Raw genomic sequence first — 16,566 nt, forward strand, 5'->3', positions numbered from 1 at the left:
GAGGGTATTACGGCCGGACCACCCGCCCGCGTGCGGCCCCGCCCAGCCCCGGCCCGGCGGCGGCGATCGTGGCCTTGACCACAACGACGACCCGGCCCGGACCCGCCGACGGCTGCCCCCAGGGCCCCACGACCCTCTCGTACATACCGATCGGTGCAGGTCAGAGCCTTGCGGCCGTACGTCGGCGGGGCGGTCCGGAACGGGGCGACCGACCATCCACGGCTGTCCGGTATTCGGACAGCCGGGTTCGCGCCGAGGTGGACGTCTGTTTTACTTGGCCCATGACCACGACGAGCAGCCGCACCCTTGCGACCGAGGCGATCAGTACGCCCGGTGCTCGTTGTATGTGTCGAATGCGCGCCTTCTGAGGGCCCCCGCCTGAGTCTCGTGCCCCGAAGCGAGACCGAGCCTGCGCCGTTCGCCCCCTGTGGAACGAGCCGCCCGAGCATGCGCTGTTCCCCGGCCGACCGCCGTACACAGCCGTGCTGAGACGTAAACCGGCCGACCAGCCCGAACCAGTCTCTTCAGACGTTTGCCCCGTGCCCGGCGGACACCCGCGCCGCGCACTCGACAGTGACGGAAACCCCTGTGATCACCACTACGGGCCTCACGAAGGTCTATCAGTCGCGCGACCGTGAGGTCACCGCACTCGACGGAGTCGACCTCCACGTCCGCGAGGGCGAGATATACGGCGTCATCGGACAGAGCGGCGCCGGGAAGTCCTCCCTGATCCGCTGCGTCAACCTGCTGGAGCGCCCCACCTCCGGCACGGTGACCGTGGCCGGCCAGGACCTCACCGCCCTCGCCGGACGTGGCCGGCGGGCGAGCGCGGAGCTGCGCGCGGCCCGCACCCGGATCGGCATGGTCTTCCAGCACTTCAACCTGCTGGACTCACGCACCGTCCTGGACAACGTGGAGCTCCCGCTGGAGATCCTCGGAGTCTCCGGCCAGGAACGCACCCGCAAGGCCAGGGAACTCCTCGACCTGGTCGGCCTCGCCGAAAAGGCGAAGGCCTATCCCAAGCAGCTCTCCGGCGGCCAGAAGCAGCGCGTCGGCATCGCCCGCGCCCTGGCCGGCGACCCCAAGGTGCTGCTCTCGGACGAGGCGACCTCCGCCCTCGACCCCGAGACCACCCGCTCCATCCTCCAGCTGCTGCGCGACCTCAACCAGCAGCTCGGCCTGACCATCCTGCTGATCACCCACGAGATGGACGTCGTCAAGACGGTCTGCGACTCCGCCGCCCTCATGCAGCGCGGCCGGATCGTGGAGTCCGGCACCGTCGGCGGACTGCTCGCCACCCCCGGCTCCGAGCTGGCGAGCGAGCTGTTCCCGGTCGGCGGGACCGCCTCCGGACCCGACCGCACCGTCGTGGACGTCACCTTCCACGGGGAGGCCGCCACCCAGCCGGTGATCTCCCAGCTCTCGCGGACGTACAACATCGACATCTCGATCCTCGGCGCCGCGATGGACACCGTCGGCGGCAAGCAGATCGGCCGGATGCGCATCGAGCTGCCGGGCCGGTTCGAGGAGAACGTCGTCCCCATCGGCTTCCTGCGCGAGCAGGGCCTCCAGGCCGAGGTCGTCGAGGACGAGACCGGCCCGAAGACCCCCGCCGAGTCCGCCGCGCCCGCCGCAACCGCTGTGCCGGAGCAGACGCCCGCCGCGATCACCAAGGAGGCCGTCAAGTGACCTGGTCCGAAATGCAGCCCCTGCTGACCCAGGGCACCTTCGACACCCTCTACATGGTGCTGTGGTCGGCGCTGGTCACCGTCGTCGGCGGACTGCCGCTCGGTGTCCTGCTGGTCCTCACCGACAAGGGCGGACTGCTCCAGAACACCGCGGTGAACAAGGTCATCGGCGTGATCGTGAACATCGGCCGCTCGCTGCCGTTCATCATCCTGCTGATCGCCCTGATCCCCTTCACCACCTGGGTCGTCGGTACCTTCATCGGCCCCACCGCGATGATCGTCCCGCTCGCCGTCGGCGCCATCCCGTTCTTCGCCCGGCTCGTCGAGACCGCGATCCGGGAGGTCGACCACGGGCTCGTCGAAGCGGTCCAGTCGATGGGCGGGTCCATCCCCACCATCGTCCGCAAAGTGCTCCTGCCGCAGGCCCTGCCCTCGCTCGTCTCGGGCGTCACCACCACCCTCATCGTCCTCATCGGCTACTCCGCGATGGCCGGTGCGGTCGGCGGCGAAGGGCTCGGCTCCAAGGCCGTCACCTACGGATTCCAGCGCTTCGACAACCAGTTCATGCTGATCACCGTCGCGCTCCTGGTCGTCCTCGTCAGCGTGATCCAGCTGATCGGCGACCTCGCCGTCCGGCTGCTGGCCCGCCGCGGCCGCACCGCCTAGGCCATCGGCCCCCTGAACTTTCCCGTCCCCACCGAGCCCGAACTCCTTGTCCGGGCGCACCACCACAAGAAAGAGGCACTTTTCGTGCGCAAGAACATCAAGATCACCGCAGCTGTCGCTTCCGCCGCCGCCCTCGCCCTCGGCCTGAGCGCCTGCGGTACGGACTCCGACCCGGCCGCCAAGAGCGAGACCGGCGCGAAGGCCGACACCTCCAAGGCCCTGGTCGTCGCCGCGTCCCCGACGCCGCACGCCGACATCCTGAACTTCGTCAAGAAGAACCTGGCGGAGAAGGAGGGCCTCAAGCTGGAGGTCAAGGAGTTCACGGACTACGTCCTGCCGAACACCGCCACCCAGTCCGGCCAGGTCGACGCCAACTTCTTCCAGCACAAGCCCTACCTGGACGACTTCAACGAGAAGAACAACACCACCATCGTCCCGGTCGTGAACGTGCACCTGGAGCCCCTGGGTCTCTACTCCAAGAAGATCAAGGACCTCAAGGACATCAAGGCCGGCCAGACCATAGCCGTCCCCAACGACACCACCAACGGCGGCCGCGCCCTCCAGCTGCTCGCCGAGAACGGCCTCATCACGCTCAAGGACGGCGTCGGCACCACCGCCAAGCTGAGCGACATCACCGACAAGAAGGGCCTGGAGTTCAAGGAGCTGGAGGCCGCCACCGTGCCCCGCGCCCTGAACGACGTGGACGCCGCCGTCATCAACGGCAACTACGCCATCGAGGCCAAGCTCTCCCCGGCCCAGGACTCCCTCGCCCTGGAGAAGGCCGAGGGCAACCCGTACGCCAACTTCCTGGCGGTGAAGGCCGGCAACGAGAAGGACCCGCGCGTCGAGAAGCTCGCCGAGCTCCTCAACTCCGACGAGGTCAAGAAGTTCATCGAGGACACCTACAAGGGCTCGATCGTCCCGGCCTTCGGCGCCCCCGCCACCTCCTGACCCCCGCCAAGTCCTGACCTCCATCAGGCACTTGACCGACGGAGCCCCGCCCCTTCCGCCGGGAAGGCGCGGGGCTCCGTCGTGCGGACCCGCCCATGCACAACGCGGATGCGATGCTGCATGCTGTGCTTTTACCCGGTCTTCTGCATGGAGCTGCGCATGACTACCACCTTTCCGTCCATCTCCATCAGCACGGACAGGTTGGTGATGCGCCCCTTCGACATGGCCGACATCCCCGCGTACATCGAGATGATGAACGACGAGATGGTCACCGCCTGGACCGACGGACCGCACCCGTACACCCAGGTCGACGCCGAACGCTGGGTCCGCAGAATCGCCCCCGGGGAACGTACCTCGGGCCACGGCATCGCCCTCGCCGTCACCGAGTTCCTCACCCAGCGGCTCGTCGGCAGCGTCCAGCTCATCAACACCGACTGGCGCACCCTGGCCACTGAGGTCCGCTACATCACCGCCCCCTGGGCCCGCGGCGAGGGGTACGCCACCGAATCCGTGCTGGCGGTCGCCGAATGGCTCTTCCGCGACCAGGGCTTCGAACGCATCGAGCTGCGCACCCCCGCCGACAACACCGCCTCCCAGCAGGTCGCGCAGAAGCTCGGCTGCATCAGCGAGGGCGTCCTGCGCAACGCCCGGATCGCCCGGACCCGCACCGAGAACGGCACCGACGGCGGCTGGACCGACATCCGCACCGACCTCATCGTCTGGGGACTCCTCCCCGAGGACCTCGAAGGCGTCGCCGAGGAGCTGGCCGACGCCGGCGGCTACGGCACCTACAACGACTGGAAGTAGTCCCGGACCCCCGGTACCGGGCCCCCGGCCGGGCCCCGGTCCGGACCAGGTACTCTCACCCCTGCCCGCCACCGCGCGGACCGAAGCCCCGCTCCCTCCGACACCCCAGGAGACAGACGACGATGGCCGACCGGGTCACGGTGATCGGCTGGGACGGCTCGCCACTGACCAGAGCGGCCACGGCCGCGCTCTCGGCCGCCACGCTCGTCGCGGGCGCCGCACACCACCTCGCCCTGCCCGAAGTGCCCACGAGCGCCGAGCGCATCCGGCTCGGCAGCGTCGACCTGGCCGCCCGCCGCATCGCCGGCCACCGCGGCAGCGCAGTCGTCCTCGCCGACGGCGACCCCGGCTTCTTCGGCGTCGTCCGCACCCTGCGCGCCCCCGAACACGGCCTCGAAGTCGAAGTCGTCCCCGCCGTCTCCGCCGTGGCCACCGCCTTCGCCCGGGCCGGAATGCCCTGGGACGACGCCCAGGTCGTCGTCGCCCACCCGCGCACCCTGCGCCGGGCCGTCAACGTCTGCCGGGCGCACCACAAGGTCGCCGTCCTCACCTCGCCGGGCGCGGGCCCCGCCGAACTGGCCCTCCTCCTCGAAGGCGTCCACCGCACCTTCGTGATCTGCGAGGAGCTCGGCACCGACCGCGAACGCGTCACCGTCCTCACCTCCGACAAGGCCGCCGACCACACCTGGCGCGACCCCAACGTCGTGATCGTCATCGGCGGCGGCCCCGAGACCACCGCCACCGGTGCCTGGATCGCCGGCCGCCAGCCCGCCTACCCCCAGGGCATCCGGGGCTGGGCCCTGCCCGCCGAGGCCTACCGGGAGGCCGGAGCGGAACGCATGCGGGAGTCCGGCGAGGGGGAGTCCCCGAATCTGCGCGCCGCCCAGCTCGCCCGCCTCGGCCCCCGCACCGGCGACCTGGTCTGGGACATCGGCTCCGGCAGCGGCGCGCTGGCCGTCGAGGCGGCCCGCTTCGGCGCGGCGGTCATCGCGGTGGACGCCGACCCGGGAGCCTGCTCCCGTACGGACGCCGCCGCCCGCGCCTTCGGCGTACCCCTCCAGATCATCTGCGCCCGGGCCCCGCAGGTCCTGGAGCGGCTGCCCGAACCCGATATCGTACGGGTCGGGGGCGGCGGCGTCCCGGTGGTCCGGGCGGTCATGGACCGGCGCCCGGAACGCATCGTCACGCACGCCTCCAACCGGGACGAGGCCGAGGCGCTCGGCGCGGCACTCACCGGCAACGGCTACACCCTCGAGTGCTCGCTGCTCCAGTCCGTCGACCTGGACACCGAGGTGTGGACCGAGCGCGAACGGTCCGTCGTGTTCCTTCTCTCCGCACGGCGTTCGGACCTCGCCCCCTGACCTTTCGGTCCGGTACGGGAGGTAGGCTGGCCGATTGTTGTACCGCGCCCGGACGTTCGTCGCTTCGTTCGTCAATGTCCGGAAAAGTGGACTGTTTTGTTCCGCTCTGTGGTACAGCACCAACCGGGGGACGCGCGACGTGGCGCAGTCCACAGCGAGCCGTGGCGGAACTGCCTGCCGCGGCGGCGAACGGCCGCGAGAATAAGAAGAGGTCCGCGGGCGTTTCGTGCCGCGCGGCGAGCCCGCTCGTTCTTGATGACGAGCACCGGCGTGCCGTGGTTCGGCGTCCCGGGCGATGGGCCGAAGGAGCACTGACGATGGGCGAGGGGTACGCATGACTGACACCGGCCAGATCCCGGGCGAGGGACTGCCGGAGAACGCAGGCATGGTGGAGCAGCCGGGCATCCCCGCCCCGGACGCGTACACCTTCCTCGACCCCTCCGAGCACGCACCCGAGGACGACGACCTTCTGCTGATGCCGACCTCTCAGGGCGCGTGGAGCGACCCGCAGACGGCCCAGGCCCAGACGACCTCCCAGGCCGTCTCCGCCCCCGCCGCTCAGGCTGCCTCCACCCCCGCTCCTCAGACGGTTGCCGCTCCGGCTCCCCAGGCCGCCGCCCCGGACGCGCAGGACACCGCACCGGCTCCCGCCGCGTCCCCCGCCCCTGAGCAGGCCGCACAGCAGTTCCAGGCCCAGCAGCCGCAGCAGCAGTACGCGATGGAGCCGCAGGTTCCCGCCCAGGGCCAGGAGGCCCGGATCCCCGCCGGAGCACACGGCACCCATGAGTCCGGAGGCCGCGACTCCGGCTCCGTCGACCTGAATGCTGTACGGATCCCTGCCCCCGTGCAGACGCCCACCCCGGTCGGCGCCCGTGCGGCGGCCCGCCGCCCCCTGCACCGGGGCCCGGCTTCGGCCGAGGCCCCGTCGTACGGCGGCGGTACGCAGGGCGGCGGAGTGGTCCGCTCGCTGGCCGACCGAGGCCCCGCCGGAGCGGTGAGGACCGCACCCCCCGCCCGCCACGCGAGCCCGCCGGCGACCGGCCCCGAGTACTTCGACGCCCCGGCCGACGAGGCCCCGGTGCTGCCGGGCCCGCAGCTGGGCGAGATCCCGCCGCAGGGCGCGGCCCCGTGGGGCCCGCCGCCGCAGCCCGAGCCGGAAGTGACGGCTCCCGAGCCGATGCAGGCGGCGCAGACGGAAGCGGTGGCCGAGCCCGTCGTCGAGCCTGAGGCTGAGGTCCAGCCCGAGGTGGTGCCGGCGGCCGGGGTGGCCGAGGTGGTGGCCGAGGCCGAGCAGGGTGCGGCGCCCGAAGCGGCGGTCCAGCCCGAGGACGTTGCGCCGGAGGTGGCGGCCGAGGCCGAGCCGCCGGTGGCACCGGAGCCTGCGCCCCAGCCCGAGCAGGTCGCGCAGCCCGAACAGGTCGTGCAGCAGGTGGTGGAGGCCGAGGCGGCGGTGGAGGCTCCGGCCGAGCCGGTCCAGCCGGAGCCGGTCCAGCCCGAGCAGATCGCTCATCCAGCCGTACCGGAACAGCCGGTCCAGGCCGAGACGGTCGTTCCGGTCCCCGTGGAACAGCCGGCCCAGCCCGAAGCGGCGGTCGAGCCCGAGCAGGTCGTTCCGCAGCCCGAGCCGGTGCAGCAGGCGGCCCCGGCAGAAACGGTCGTTCCCGAGCCGGTCGCTGCCACGGAGCCGGAGGCCCCGGCGGAAGCGACGGCCCAGGTTCCGGACGAGGAACCGGCCGCACAGGGGGCCGAGGCCCCGGTGGAGCAGCCGGCCGCGCAAGTGGACGAGGTCCCGGTGGAGCAGCCGGCCGAGGCGTTCGCCGAGGTGCCGGACGCGCCCGCCGATGTCCTTCCGGCAGAGTCGTCCGAGGGGCAGCCCGTCCCTGTGGAGGCTTCAGTACCGGAGCCCTCGGCTCCCGTAAAGCCGGTCGAGGCCGTTGAACCGGCCATGGCCCCGGCCCCTGCGCCCGCCGAAACTACGGAGTTGGCGGAGGCCCCCGAGCAGGTCCGCCCCGAGCCCGCCGCGGCAACCGCTCTGCCCGCCGAAGCGGAGTCCGAGCCCGCCCCCCAGCCCGAACCGGCAGCGGCGGCCGAGCCCGCGGAGCCGGAGCCCGTACAGCTCGCCGCCGACCCCGAACCCGCTGCCGAGGCCGACGCCGAGGACGGCACCGGACCCGAGGTCATCGAGACCCCGGGAGTGGACGCGCCGGTCGAGCAGCAGGCAGCGGAGACGGCACCCGAGGAGCCGTTCACCCCGCCCGCGCCCGGCTACGACGATGCCGAGCGCGAGGCGGTGCTCCGGGTCATGCGCGAGCGCCGGGACATCCGCAACGGCTTCCGCAGCGACCCGATTCCGCACGAGGTCCTGCTCCGGGTGCTGGAGGCCGCGCACACCGCGCCGAGCGTCGGGCACTCGCAGCCCTGGGACTTCGTCGTCATCCGGTCCGCCGAGACGCGCCGTTCCATGCACGAACTGGCCCAGCGCCAGCGGGAGGCCTACGCCAAGTCGCTCCCCAAGGGCCGGGCGAAGCAGTTCAAGGAACTGAAGATCGAGGCGATCCTCGACACCCCGGTCAACATCGTCGTCACCGCCGACCCCACCCGGGGCGGCCGTCACACCCTCGGCCGCCACACGCAGCCGCAGATGGCCCCCTACTCCTCGGCGCTCGCCGTGGAGAACCTGTGGCTGGCGGCCCGTGCCGAGGGCCTCGGTGTCGGCTGGGTCAGCTTCTTCGACGAGCGGGAGATGGTCCGCGCGCTCGGACTGCCCGAGCACCTCGAAGTCGTCGCGTACCTCTGCGTCGGTTACGTCGACGAGTTCCCCGAGGAGCCCGAGCTGCTGCAGGCGGGCTGGTCCAAGCGCCGCCCGCTCTCCTGGGTCGTCCACGAGGAGACGTACGGCCGGCGCGCGCTGCCCGGAGAGGAGCCGCACGACCTGCTCCAGGAGACGATCTCCGCCATCCGCCCGCTGGACGCGAAGGCGCTCGGGGAGGCGTGGGAGCGGCAGAAGCGGATGACCAAGCCGGCCGGTGCGCTCGGCATGCTGGAGATCATCTCGGCGCAACTGTCCGGGCTCTCCCGGATGTGCCCGCCGCCTATCCCGGAGCCCGCGGCCGTCGCGATCTTCGCCGGTGACCACGGGGTGCACGCCCAGGGCGTCACCGCGTGGCCGCAGGAGGTCACCGCCCAGATGGTGGCGAACTTCCTCGGCGGCGGAGCCGTCTGCAACGCGTTCGCCGCGCAGGTCGGAGCCGAGGTCTGCGTCGTCGACGTCGGTGTCGCCTCGGACCTGCCCGCCACCCCTGGGCTGCTGCCCCGCAAGGTGCGCAAGGGCACGGCAGACTTCACCACTGGCCCCGCCCTCACCCGGGAAGAGGTCCTGGCCGCGATCGAGGTCGGCATCGAGACCGCCCGCGACCTGGTGGCGGCGGGCAACAAGGCGCTGCTCACCGGTGAGATGGGCATCGCCAACACCACCGCGTCGGCCGCGCTGATCTGCGTCTACACCGGGAGCGACGCCTCCGAGGTGACCGGCCGGGGAACCGGCATCAACGACGAGATGCACGCCCGCAAGGTCGACGTCGTACGGCGTGCGCTCGACCTCCACCAGCCGGACGCGTCCGACCCGATCGGCGTGCTCGCGGCGGTCGGCGGCCTGGAGCACGCCGCGATGGCGGGCTTCCTCCTCGGCGGAGCCTCCCTGCGTACGCCGGTGATCCTGGACGGCGTGAGCGCGGGAGCGGCGGCCCTGGTCGCCCGGGCCATCGCCCCCGAGGCCTTGGCCGCCTGCATCGCCGGCCACCGCAGCGCGGAACCCGGCCATGTGGCAGCCCTGAACAAGCTGGGCCTGCGCCCGCTGGTAGACCTCGACCTCCGCCTGGGCGAGGGCACGGGCGCGCTGCTGGCGCTGCCGATCGTGCAGAGCGCGGCGCGCGCGATGCACGAGGTGGCGACGTTCGACGCGGCGGGAGTGACGGAAAAGTAGTCCGGCCCCGGTGCGGCTGCCCAGCCGCACCGGGGTTCGCCATTCCAGCCCATCGCACCGGCCCACCCACCCCCGCCCCAGCCCTTTCGGGGTTCGCCTTTCCAGCCCCTCCGGCGTTTGAGGAGCGGGGTCCGGGGCGGAGCCCCGAAACCTCAGCCCGTCCGGCGCTTGAGGACAAAAAGGGGGGCCCGGGGCGCAGCCCCGGTTTCGGGAAGGGGCGGGGAGGGGACAGGCCCGCCGCAGGCGCCCCCCGCCCCCAGGCCCCACCCCCCACCACCCCGTATCGTGTTCCCCACCCAGGCCCCCCACTTCCGCACGTCACAGCCGCTCCACCGCCGCAGCGGCCCTACGCAGCACCCCGCACGAGGAGCCCGCACCGCCATGGCCGAGCACGCAGATCACGCAGATCACGCAGATCACGCCGATCACCCCGCGTACCCCGTCGGACTGCGCCTGCACGGCCGCCGGGTCGTCGTCATCGGCGGCGGCCAGGTCGCCCAGCGCCGCCTGCCGCAGCTCATCGCCACCGGTGCCGTCATCACCCTGATCTCCCCCTCCGCGACGGCCTCCGTCGAGGCGATGGCGGACGCGGGCGAGATCCGCTGGGAGCGCCGCCGCTACCAGGACGGCGACCTCGCCGACACCTGGTACGCCCTGGTCGCCTCCTCCGACACCCCCGCCAACGACGCCGCCTCCGCCGAGGCCGAACGCACCCGCACCTGGTGCGTTCGGGCCGACGACGCCGAAGCCGCGACCGCCTGGACCCCGGCCACCGGCCGCAGCGAGAACGTCACAGTCGCCGTCCTCACCACCACCTCCCAGGGCCGCGACCCCCGGCACTCCGCCGCCATCCGCGACGCCATCGTCGAGGGCCTGCGCGACGGCACCCTCGCCGCCCCGCACCACCGCACCCGCGCCCCCGGCGTCGCCCTCGTCGGCGGCGGCCCCGGCGACCCGGACCTGATCACGGTGCGCGGCCGCCGCCTCCTCGCCGAGGCCGACGTGGTCATCGCCGACCGCCTCGGCCCCCGCGACCTGCTGGACGAACTGCCGCCGCACGTCGAGGTGATCGACGCGGCGAAGATCCCGTACGGCCGGTTCATGGCCCAGGAGGCGATCAACCAGGCGCTGATCGAGCACGCCAAGGCGGGCAAGGCCGTGGTCCGGCTCAAGGGTGGCGACCCGTTCGTCTTCGGCCGCGGCATGGAGGAGGCCCAGGCACTGGCCGCCGAGGGCATCCCCTGCACGGTGGTCCCCGGCATCTCCAGCACCATCTCCGTTCCGGGAGCGGCCGGTATCCCGGTCACCCACCGAGGCGTCGCCCACGAGTTCACCGTGGTCAGCGGCCATGTCGCGCCCGAGGACCCGCGCTCGCTGGTCGACTGGGAGGCCATCGCCCGGCTGCGCGGCACCCTCGTCCTGCTGATGGCCGTCGACAAGATCGGTGCCATCGCCGCCGCCCTGATCGCCCACGGCAAGGACCCGGCCACCCCGGTAGCGCTCGTCCAGGAGGGCACCACCGCGGCCCAGCGCCGGGTCGACGCGACCCTCGCGGACGTGGGCGAACGGGCGGTCGCCGAGGATGTGCGCCCGCCCGCCGTGATCGTCATCGGCGATGTCGTCGCGGTCGGCCCGCACGCCGCACCGCGCCTGGACGCCCCGCCGGTGGAATGACCGCAGTCCCAAGCACCCGCATCACCCGCAGCACCCTGAGCGCTCGCACCACCCTCAGCACTCCAGCATCCAAGTAACCCGCGGTTACGCATCTGATCCCAGGCGTTGGCACCGCACACCGGACAAGGCAGTATCACCCTGTGGCAGATCTCATCACCGTCGACGACCCCGACGACCCGCGTCTGAGCGACTACATCGGACTGACCGACGTCGAGCTGCGGCGACGGCGCGAGCCCGCCGAAGGCCTCTTCATCGCCGAGGGCGAGAAGGTCATCAGACGCGCCCGGCACGCCGGGTACGAGATGCGCTCGATGCTGCTCTCCGCCAAGTGGGTCGACGTCATGCGCGACGTCATCGACGAGGTCCCGGCCCCGGTGTACGCCGTCGCCCCCGAGCTCGCCGAACGTGTCACCGGCTACCACGTCCACCGCGGCGCGCTCGCCTCCATGCAGCGCAAGCCCCTGCCCACCTCCGACGAACTGCTCACCACCGCACGCCGGGTGGTGGTCATGGAGTCGGTCAACGACCACACCAACATCGGTGCGATCTTCCGCAGCGCGGCCGCCCTCGGCATGGACGCCGTCCTGCTCTCCCCGGACTGCGCAGACCCGCTCTACCGGCGCTCGGTCAAGGTCTCCATGGGCGCGGTCTTCTCCGTCCCCTACGCCCGGCTCGAAGCCTGGCCGAAGACGCTGGAGACCGTGCGGGAAGCCGGCTTCCGGCTCCTCGCCCTCACCCCCGACCCCAAGGCGACCAGCATCGACGAGGCGGCTCCGCACCGGCTGGAGCGGGTCGCGCTGATGCTGGGCGCGGAGGGCGAGGGGCTCTCCACGAAGGCGCTGATGGCGGCCGACGAGTGGGTCCGCATCCCGATGGCACACGGCGTCGACTCGCTGAACGTCGGCGCGGCGGCGGCGGTCGCCTTCTACGCGGTGGCGACGGGCCGCCCGGAAGACTGAGCCCGGGCCGCCGCCGTACTCAGCGCGGCTCGGCCCGCACCTGCTCGTGGATCTGCTCCTGAACCTGCGGCGCCCGGCTCGGCTGCTCGCTCCCGCCCAGCCCCCGCGCCGGCCCCTGGCAGCCCTGTGCGGCCGCGATCCCCAGCGCCACCAGCAGCGTCACCACCACGAACACCACCAGCCGCTGGCGCAGCAGCCGCGGATTGGCCGGACGCCGCCCCGCCGAGGTCGTCCGAGCCCCGGAACGGGTCCCCGGCCTGCCGTTCGTCGCGCCCGGCCGCTTCCCGGAACCCGTGGTGCTGCGCTGCGGCCGGGACCCACCGGTGCGCGGCGCCCCCGAACGAGAGGGCGCGGGACGCCGGCCCTGCTGCGGGCGGGCGGCGGAAGAAGGGCCTTCCGCGCGGCGGGTGTGCTGCTCGGTGTACGGGCCGTCGAGACGGCCGGTGGGCCGGTCGGCCTCCTGGGCCGAGCGCTGGACGGGCGGGCGGCTCTCGTGCAGGCCCTGCGCCTCGCGGGCCGCGATCTCCTTGAGCCGCATGGACAGTTGGAGCGTGCTGGGCCGCTCCTCCGGGTCCTTGGCCAGACATGCGCTGATCAGGGGGGCCAGCGCGTCGTGCACCCCGTGGAGCTGCGCCTCCTCGTGCACCACGCGGTAGAGCATCACCTCGGAACTGCCGTGCCCGAAGGGGGAGTCGGCCATCGCCGCGTACGCCAGGGTCGCGCCGAGCGAGAAGACGTCCGTCGCGGGTGTCACCGCCGCGCCCCGGACCTGTTCGGGCGCGAGGAAGCCGGGCGACCCCACCGCCGTACCGACGTGGGTGAGCGTGCTGGCCCCGGTCGCCCAGGCGATGCCGAAGTCGATGATGCGGGGGCCCTTGGGGGAGAGGAGGATGTTCGACGGCTTCAGATCGCGGTGGACCACGCCGGCCTCGTGCACCGCCACCAGGCCTTCGGAGAGCGCCGCGCCGATCGAGGCCACCTCCACCGCGGCCAGGGGGCCTTCCTCGGCGACCTTGTCGTGCAGGGAGGGGCCGGGGACGTACTGCGTCGCGAACCACGGGCGGTCCGCCTCCAGGTCGGCGGCGACCAGCCGGGCCGTGCAGCCGCCCCGGATCCGCCGCGCGGCGGACACCTCGCGCGCGAACCGGGAGCGGAACTCCTGGTCCTCCGCCAGGTCGGGCCGGATCACCTTGAGGGCCACCCGCTGGCCGCGCCGGTCGGAGCCGAGGTAGACCACGCCCATGCCACCCGCGCCGAGCCGTCGGTGCAGCCGGAACGAGCCGACGAGACGCGGGTCCTCGCGCCGGAGCCGCATCATCGCCATCGTCTGCCCATCCCCGCTGCCTGGTCCGCCTGACGAGGCACAGCTTACGTACCCCGCGCCCGGTGCGCTCAGAGGCCGCGCCCTGGCCGGGGATTCGATTGTCCGTGCCCGGCGGGAGACGTGAAGCGCGGTCAGGGAGCGCTGGTTCCGGGCCCGTCGGCCTGGAAGAGGTGACAAAGGGCCTTCGAACAAAGGGCGTTGGATTGAGCCATGGTGGCCGGGACGAGCAGGTCGAGGAGGGCGGGGATACCACCCGGACGTACACGATGACGTCCCCAGGAGGCCGCCGCGGAGCGCAACGCACCCTCCTTCGGAGGGTGCGGGGAGTGAGTGAAGTCACCCGACGGGCCCCTTCCCGGGGGTGGTGTCCCCCCTGTGCCCCCTCCGGGATGACCCCAAGGCCGCGTGGACCGTCTCCACCCAGGGGAGTACGCCGACCACCGACGGCTCATCCTCCGGGAGGCCCGGGATTCGGTACGCGGGCATGACGCCCCGTGCTCGCCGGTTACCTAATGTTGAGATCAAGCGGCGGGCGCAGCACTCGTCCCCCGAGGTCACACGCCCGCCGCTCCACATCAGGTCAGGAGAGGAACCATGTCGGACACGGCAACGCGGACCATGATCCGCACGCAGGGACGCAAGGCCTACGCCTCGTTCGGCGCCCGCCCGTCCGGCACCCGTCACCCCTTGGTGGCGACGGCCATGGTTCTTCCCCTGGCGGCCCTGCTCGCAGTCGCCTTCGGCGGCTGGGACGCGGTGGTCACACAAGCGTCGTCCGTGGCTGTGATGCTGGGGCGCTGAGCGGCGCCCGGGGTCCGGAAGAGCGGTCCGGACCGGGTATCGGGCCAACAGCCCCGTGGGGACGGGGGTGCGGCGGACGGCAGCGTTTGTCCGGTCAGCTGGGGAGCTGACCGGACATCGCGCTGTCCGGGCCCGGTCGCCCCAGGAGCCGGGAGACGCCGGTACGAACCGGGCACGCCCGACCGACCCCAGTGCCCCGCCGCCCCGCACCCCGCCGGACCCACCGCCCCGCGGCTCTACCGCTCTCTGCCCCGCCCGCCGCGTACGCTCAGCAGGGACCGGTGGCAGGGCCGGTACCGACCGCCGCCGGGGGAGCCGTTGCGTACCACCTCAGCCGACCGTGATTCAGCCGACCGTGAGCCGACCGACCGTGAGCTGGTCATCCACGAGCCGGCCATCCGTGAGTCGGCCACCCAGGAACCAGCCGCCCACGAGTCAGCCGCCCCCACGCCGGTCATCCGCGACCTGGGCACCCTCGCGCACCGCCTCCACCACCCGCCGGGAACCCCCTGCGCCTGCCCGCCGCCCCAACTGCTGGCCGACCGGCCGGACGGCACCGTGGTCCGCAGCGGCCCGGTCGTGGCCAAGGCCCACGCCGCCGACTCCGACCGTGAAGCCCTGGCGGCCCGCCTCGCCCTGGCCTCGGCTCCGGAGCTGACCGGCATCCTTCTCCCGCCGCTCAGCACCCCGGACACGCCCGGCACGGCGGGGACCGCCCTCCGCCCCGTCACCTTCTGGCCGTACGGCGTCCCCGTCGACCCCAGGGACCCCGACGCGGCCCCCTGGGCCGAAGCCGCTGTCCTGCTCGCCCGGCTCCACCGCACCGCCCCGCCGCCCCCGCTCCCGCCGATGCGCGGTCCGGTCAAGGCGGCCCGGGCGGTCGCCCGGATGGTCGCCGCCCTCCCCGGCGACGGCGCGGTCCTCCCCGTACAGGCCGCCTGGCGCGCCCTGCCGGCCTGGGCCCGGGGCGAGGCCGCGCCCCCCACCGCACGATCGGGCTTTCTCTGCCACGGGGACCTGCACCTGGGGCAGCTCGTCCGCCACCCCGCCCCGGACGGGACATGGTTGCTCATCGATGTGGACGACGCGGGTCGGGGGGATCCGGCCTGGGACCTCGCCCGCCCCGCAGCCTGGTACGCGGCCGGAGTGCTGGCCCCGGAGGACTGGCTGCTTTTCCTGGACGCCTACCGGTCCGCAGGGGGGCCCGCGGTGCCCGCCGAGGGGGACCCCTGGCCGCAACTGGACGTTCCCGCCCGGGCGCTGACGGTCCAGACGGCGGCCGTCGCCCTCGCCAAGTGCGCGGCGGAGGGCCGGGTGCCGGACGAGATGGAGCAGCTGATGATCGATTCCTGTGCCCGAATCGCTACGTTCCCGACCGAGTTGGCGGCCGGTTCGGCATCGTAGGCTGAACGGACCGCGGCCGGGCAGGCATTCCGGCGGCGGCACGACGAGGGCGAGGAGCCGAGCCGATGATGCAGTGTCCCAAGTGTCACGCGCAGATGCAGACGTACAACCGCAACGGAGTCCAGATCGAGCAGTGCAGCGGTTGCCGGGGGATATTCCTCGACTACGGCGAGCTGGAGTCGCTGACCCGCCTGGAGTCGCAGTGGTCCCAGCAGGCCCCGCCCCCGCAGCCCGCCCCGCAGGCCTACCCGGCGGCGGCTCCTCCGGCCCACGCCCCCGCCTGGGGCGCCCCGCAGTACGGCCAGCAGCACGGCGGGCACCACGGCCACCACCGCCAGAAGGGCTTCGGCCGGATGCTCTTCTCCTCCTGACAGCCGGCGGCACGACGGAAGAACCCCCGGTCGTCGAAACGACCGGGGGTTCTCGGTGGTGCGCGATACTGGGATTGAACCAGTGACCTCTTCCGTGTCAGGGAAGCGCTCTCCCGCTGAGCTAATCGCGCGGGATGACCATGCGTGTACTGCCGTTTACTGCGTGCGCGATACTGGGATTGAACCAGTGACCTCTTCCGTGTCAGGGAAGCGCTCTCCCGCTGAGCTAATCGCGCGGGGATCCTTGCGGACCGATGATCCTTGCGGACCAGTGGACGATACTGGGATTGAACCAGTGACCTCTTCCGTGTCAGGGAAGCGCTCTCCCGCTGAGCTAATCGTCCTTGGAGGTGGAGACGGGATTTGAACCCGTGTAGACGGCTTTGCAGGCCGTTGCCTCGCCTCTCGGCCACTCCACCAGGGACGGGGGTTCGGGAAGATCCCCCGTCTTCTGCGAGCGGACGACCAGGTTCGAACTGGCGACCTCAACCTTGGCAAGGTTGCGCTCTACCAACTGAGCTACGTCCGCTTGTCTTTCCCGGACCGCTTGCGCGTCCCGGCGACGTGTTGAACTCTAG

13 protein-coding genes and 5 tRNA genes are annotated in these 16,566 nt (G+C 72.5%); 11 read left to right on the forward strand and 7 right to left on the reverse strand.

Translation table 11 applies throughout. The features are described 5' to 3' along the window. Positions 1 to 7: 7 nt before the first annotated feature. Positions 8 to 145 (reverse strand): hypothetical protein, encoded by a 138-nt coding sequence (locus tag ACK8N7_RS30990; RefSeq protein WP_403212122.1) that lies wholly within the window; start codon positions 143 to 145, stop codon positions 8 to 10. 443 nt (positions 146 to 588) lie between these two features. Between ACK8N7_RS30990 and ACK8N7_RS30995 the strand changes: the two genes are divergently transcribed. From ACK8N7_RS30995 to ACK8N7_RS31030, 8 genes are all read left to right on the forward strand, one after another. Continuing rightward, complete coding sequence (locus ACK8N7_RS30995) at positions 589 to 1,689, forward strand: methionine ABC transporter ATP-binding protein (protein ID WP_403212124.1); 1,101 nt, start codon at positions 589 to 591, stop codon at positions 1,687 to 1,689. Further along, positions 1,686 to 2,354, forward strand: coding sequence for a methionine ABC transporter permease (locus ACK8N7_RS31000; RefSeq protein ID WP_031123655.1), 669 nt, complete (start codon positions 1,686 to 1,688; stop codon positions 2,352 to 2,354). Before ACK8N7_RS30995 ends, ACK8N7_RS31000 begins: the two co-directional genes overlap by 4 nt. A gap of 84 nt (positions 2,355 to 2,438) precedes the next feature. After that, positions 2,439 to 3,305, forward strand: a complete 867-nt coding sequence (locus ACK8N7_RS31005; protein ID WP_403212126.1) for a MetQ/NlpA family ABC transporter substrate-binding protein — start codon at positions 2,439 to 2,441, stop codon at positions 3,303 to 3,305. 120 nt (positions 3,306 to 3,425) lie between these two features. Further along, positions 3,426 to 4,112, forward strand: coding sequence for a GNAT family N-acetyltransferase (locus ACK8N7_RS31010; RefSeq protein ID WP_015607423.1), 687 nt, complete (start codon positions 3,426 to 3,428; stop codon positions 4,110 to 4,112). 122 nt (positions 4,113 to 4,234) lie between these two features. Further along, positions 4,235 to 5,473, forward strand: coding sequence for a precorrin-6y C5,15-methyltransferase (decarboxylating) subunit CbiE (gene cbiE, locus ACK8N7_RS31015; RefSeq protein ID WP_500444625.1), 1,239 nt, complete (start codon positions 4,235 to 4,237; stop codon positions 5,471 to 5,473). Positions 5,474 to 5,807: 334 nt separating this feature from the next. Further along, on the forward strand, positions 5,808 to 9,455 hold the full coding sequence (gene cobT, locus ACK8N7_RS31020) for a nicotinate-nucleotide--dimethylbenzimidazole phosphoribosyltransferase (protein ID WP_500444626.1): 3,648 nt from the start codon (positions 5,808 to 5,810) through the stop codon (positions 9,453 to 9,455). A gap of 381 nt (positions 9,456 to 9,836) precedes the next feature. Continuing rightward, positions 9,837 to 11,129, forward strand: a complete 1,293-nt coding sequence (cobA, locus tag ACK8N7_RS31025) for a uroporphyrinogen-III C-methyltransferase (RefSeq protein WP_500444627.1) — start codon at positions 9,837 to 9,839, stop codon at positions 11,127 to 11,129. A 140-nt stretch (positions 11,130 to 11,269) separates the two neighbouring features. After that, positions 11,270 to 12,088 carry a TrmH family RNA methyltransferase gene (locus ACK8N7_RS31030; protein ID WP_403212134.1) on the forward strand — a complete coding sequence of 273 codons (819 nt, stop codon included), beginning with the start codon at positions 11,270 to 11,272 and terminating at the stop codon, positions 12,086 to 12,088. Between the two features lie 19 nt (positions 12,089 to 12,107). On the opposite strand, the gene ACK8N7_RS31035 is transcribed toward ACK8N7_RS31030, so the two are convergent. Continuing rightward, positions 12,108 to 13,412, reverse strand: coding sequence for a protein kinase domain-containing protein (locus tag ACK8N7_RS31035; RefSeq protein ID WP_500444628.1), 1,305 nt, complete (start codon positions 13,410 to 13,412; stop codon positions 12,108 to 12,110). Between the two features lie 594 nt (positions 13,413 to 14,006). Between ACK8N7_RS31035 and ACK8N7_RS31040 the strand changes: the two genes are divergently transcribed. The 3 genes from ACK8N7_RS31040 (at position 14,007) to ACK8N7_RS31050 (ending at position 15,988) form a co-directional block, all read left to right on the forward strand. Continuing rightward, positions 14,007 to 14,213, forward strand: a complete 207-nt coding sequence (locus tag ACK8N7_RS31040; protein WP_015607417.1) for a hypothetical protein — start codon at positions 14,007 to 14,009, stop codon at positions 14,211 to 14,213. A 396-nt stretch (positions 14,214 to 14,609) separates the two neighbouring features. After that, positions 14,610 to 15,617, forward strand: coding sequence for a phosphotransferase family protein (locus ACK8N7_RS31045; RefSeq protein ID WP_403212273.1), 1,008 nt, complete (start codon positions 14,610 to 14,612; stop codon positions 15,615 to 15,617). A 65-nt stretch (positions 15,618 to 15,682) separates the two neighbouring features. Next, complete coding sequence (locus ACK8N7_RS31050; protein WP_403212138.1) at positions 15,683 to 15,988, forward strand: TFIIB-type zinc ribbon-containing protein; 306 nt, start codon at positions 15,683 to 15,685, stop codon at positions 15,986 to 15,988. 56 nt (positions 15,989 to 16,044) lie between these two features. Here ACK8N7_RS31050 and ACK8N7_RS31055 read toward each other — a convergent pair. The 5 genes from ACK8N7_RS31055 to ACK8N7_RS31075 form a co-directional block, all read right to left on the reverse strand. Further along, positions 16,045 to 16,119 (reverse strand) — tRNA-Val (locus ACK8N7_RS31055). A gap of 33 nt (positions 16,120 to 16,152) precedes the next feature. Then, a tRNA-Val gene (locus tag ACK8N7_RS31060) sits at positions 16,153 to 16,224 on the reverse strand. Positions 16,225 to 16,260: 36 nt separating this feature from the next. Continuing rightward, a tRNA-Val gene (locus ACK8N7_RS31065) sits at positions 16,261 to 16,332 on the reverse strand. Between the two features lies 1 nt (position 16,333). After that, positions 16,334 to 16,407 (reverse strand) — tRNA-Cys (locus tag ACK8N7_RS31070). A gap of 37 nt (positions 16,408 to 16,444) precedes the next feature. Then, positions 16,445 to 16,517, reverse strand: a tRNA-Gly gene (locus tag ACK8N7_RS31075). Between the last annotated feature and the right edge of the window lie 49 nt (positions 16,518 to 16,566).

Source organism: Streptomyces griseobrunneus (assembly GCF_046713465.1).
GTDB classification, from domain to species: domain Bacteria; phylum Actinomycetota; class Actinomycetes; order Streptomycetales; family Streptomycetaceae; genus Streptomyces; species Streptomyces microflavus.

Excerpts from the sequence above, each read along its gene's own strand:
- cobT (WP_500444626.1), top strand. The coding sequence starts at position 5,808 with ATGACTGACACCGGCCAGATCCCGGGCGAGGGACTGCCGGAGAACGCA.
- cbiE (WP_500444625.1), top strand. The coding sequence starts at position 4,235 with ATGGCCGACCGGGTCACGGTGATCGGCTGGGACGGCTCGCCACTGACC.
- ACK8N7_RS30990 (WP_403212122.1), bottom strand. The coding sequence starts at position 145 with ATGTACGAGAGGGTCGTGGGGCCCTGGGGGCAGCCGTCGGCGGGTCCG.
- ACK8N7_RS31035 (WP_500444628.1), bottom strand. The coding sequence starts at position 13,412 with ATGGCGATGATGCGGCTCCGGCGCGAGGACCCGCGTCTCGTCGGCTCG.
- ACK8N7_RS31040 (WP_015607417.1), top strand. The coding sequence starts at position 14,007 with ATGTCGGACACGGCAACGCGGACCATGATCCGCACGCAGGGACGCAAG.
- ACK8N7_RS31050 (WP_403212138.1), top strand. The coding sequence starts at position 15,683 with ATGATGCAGTGTCCCAAGTGTCACGCGCAGATGCAGACGTACAACCGC.
- cobA (WP_500444627.1), top strand. The coding sequence starts at position 9,837 with ATGGCCGAGCACGCAGATCACGCAGATCACGCAGATCACGCCGATCAC.
- ACK8N7_RS31010 (WP_015607423.1), top strand. The coding sequence starts at position 3,426 with ATGCTGTGCTTTTACCCGGTCTTCTGCATGGAGCTGCGCATGACTACC.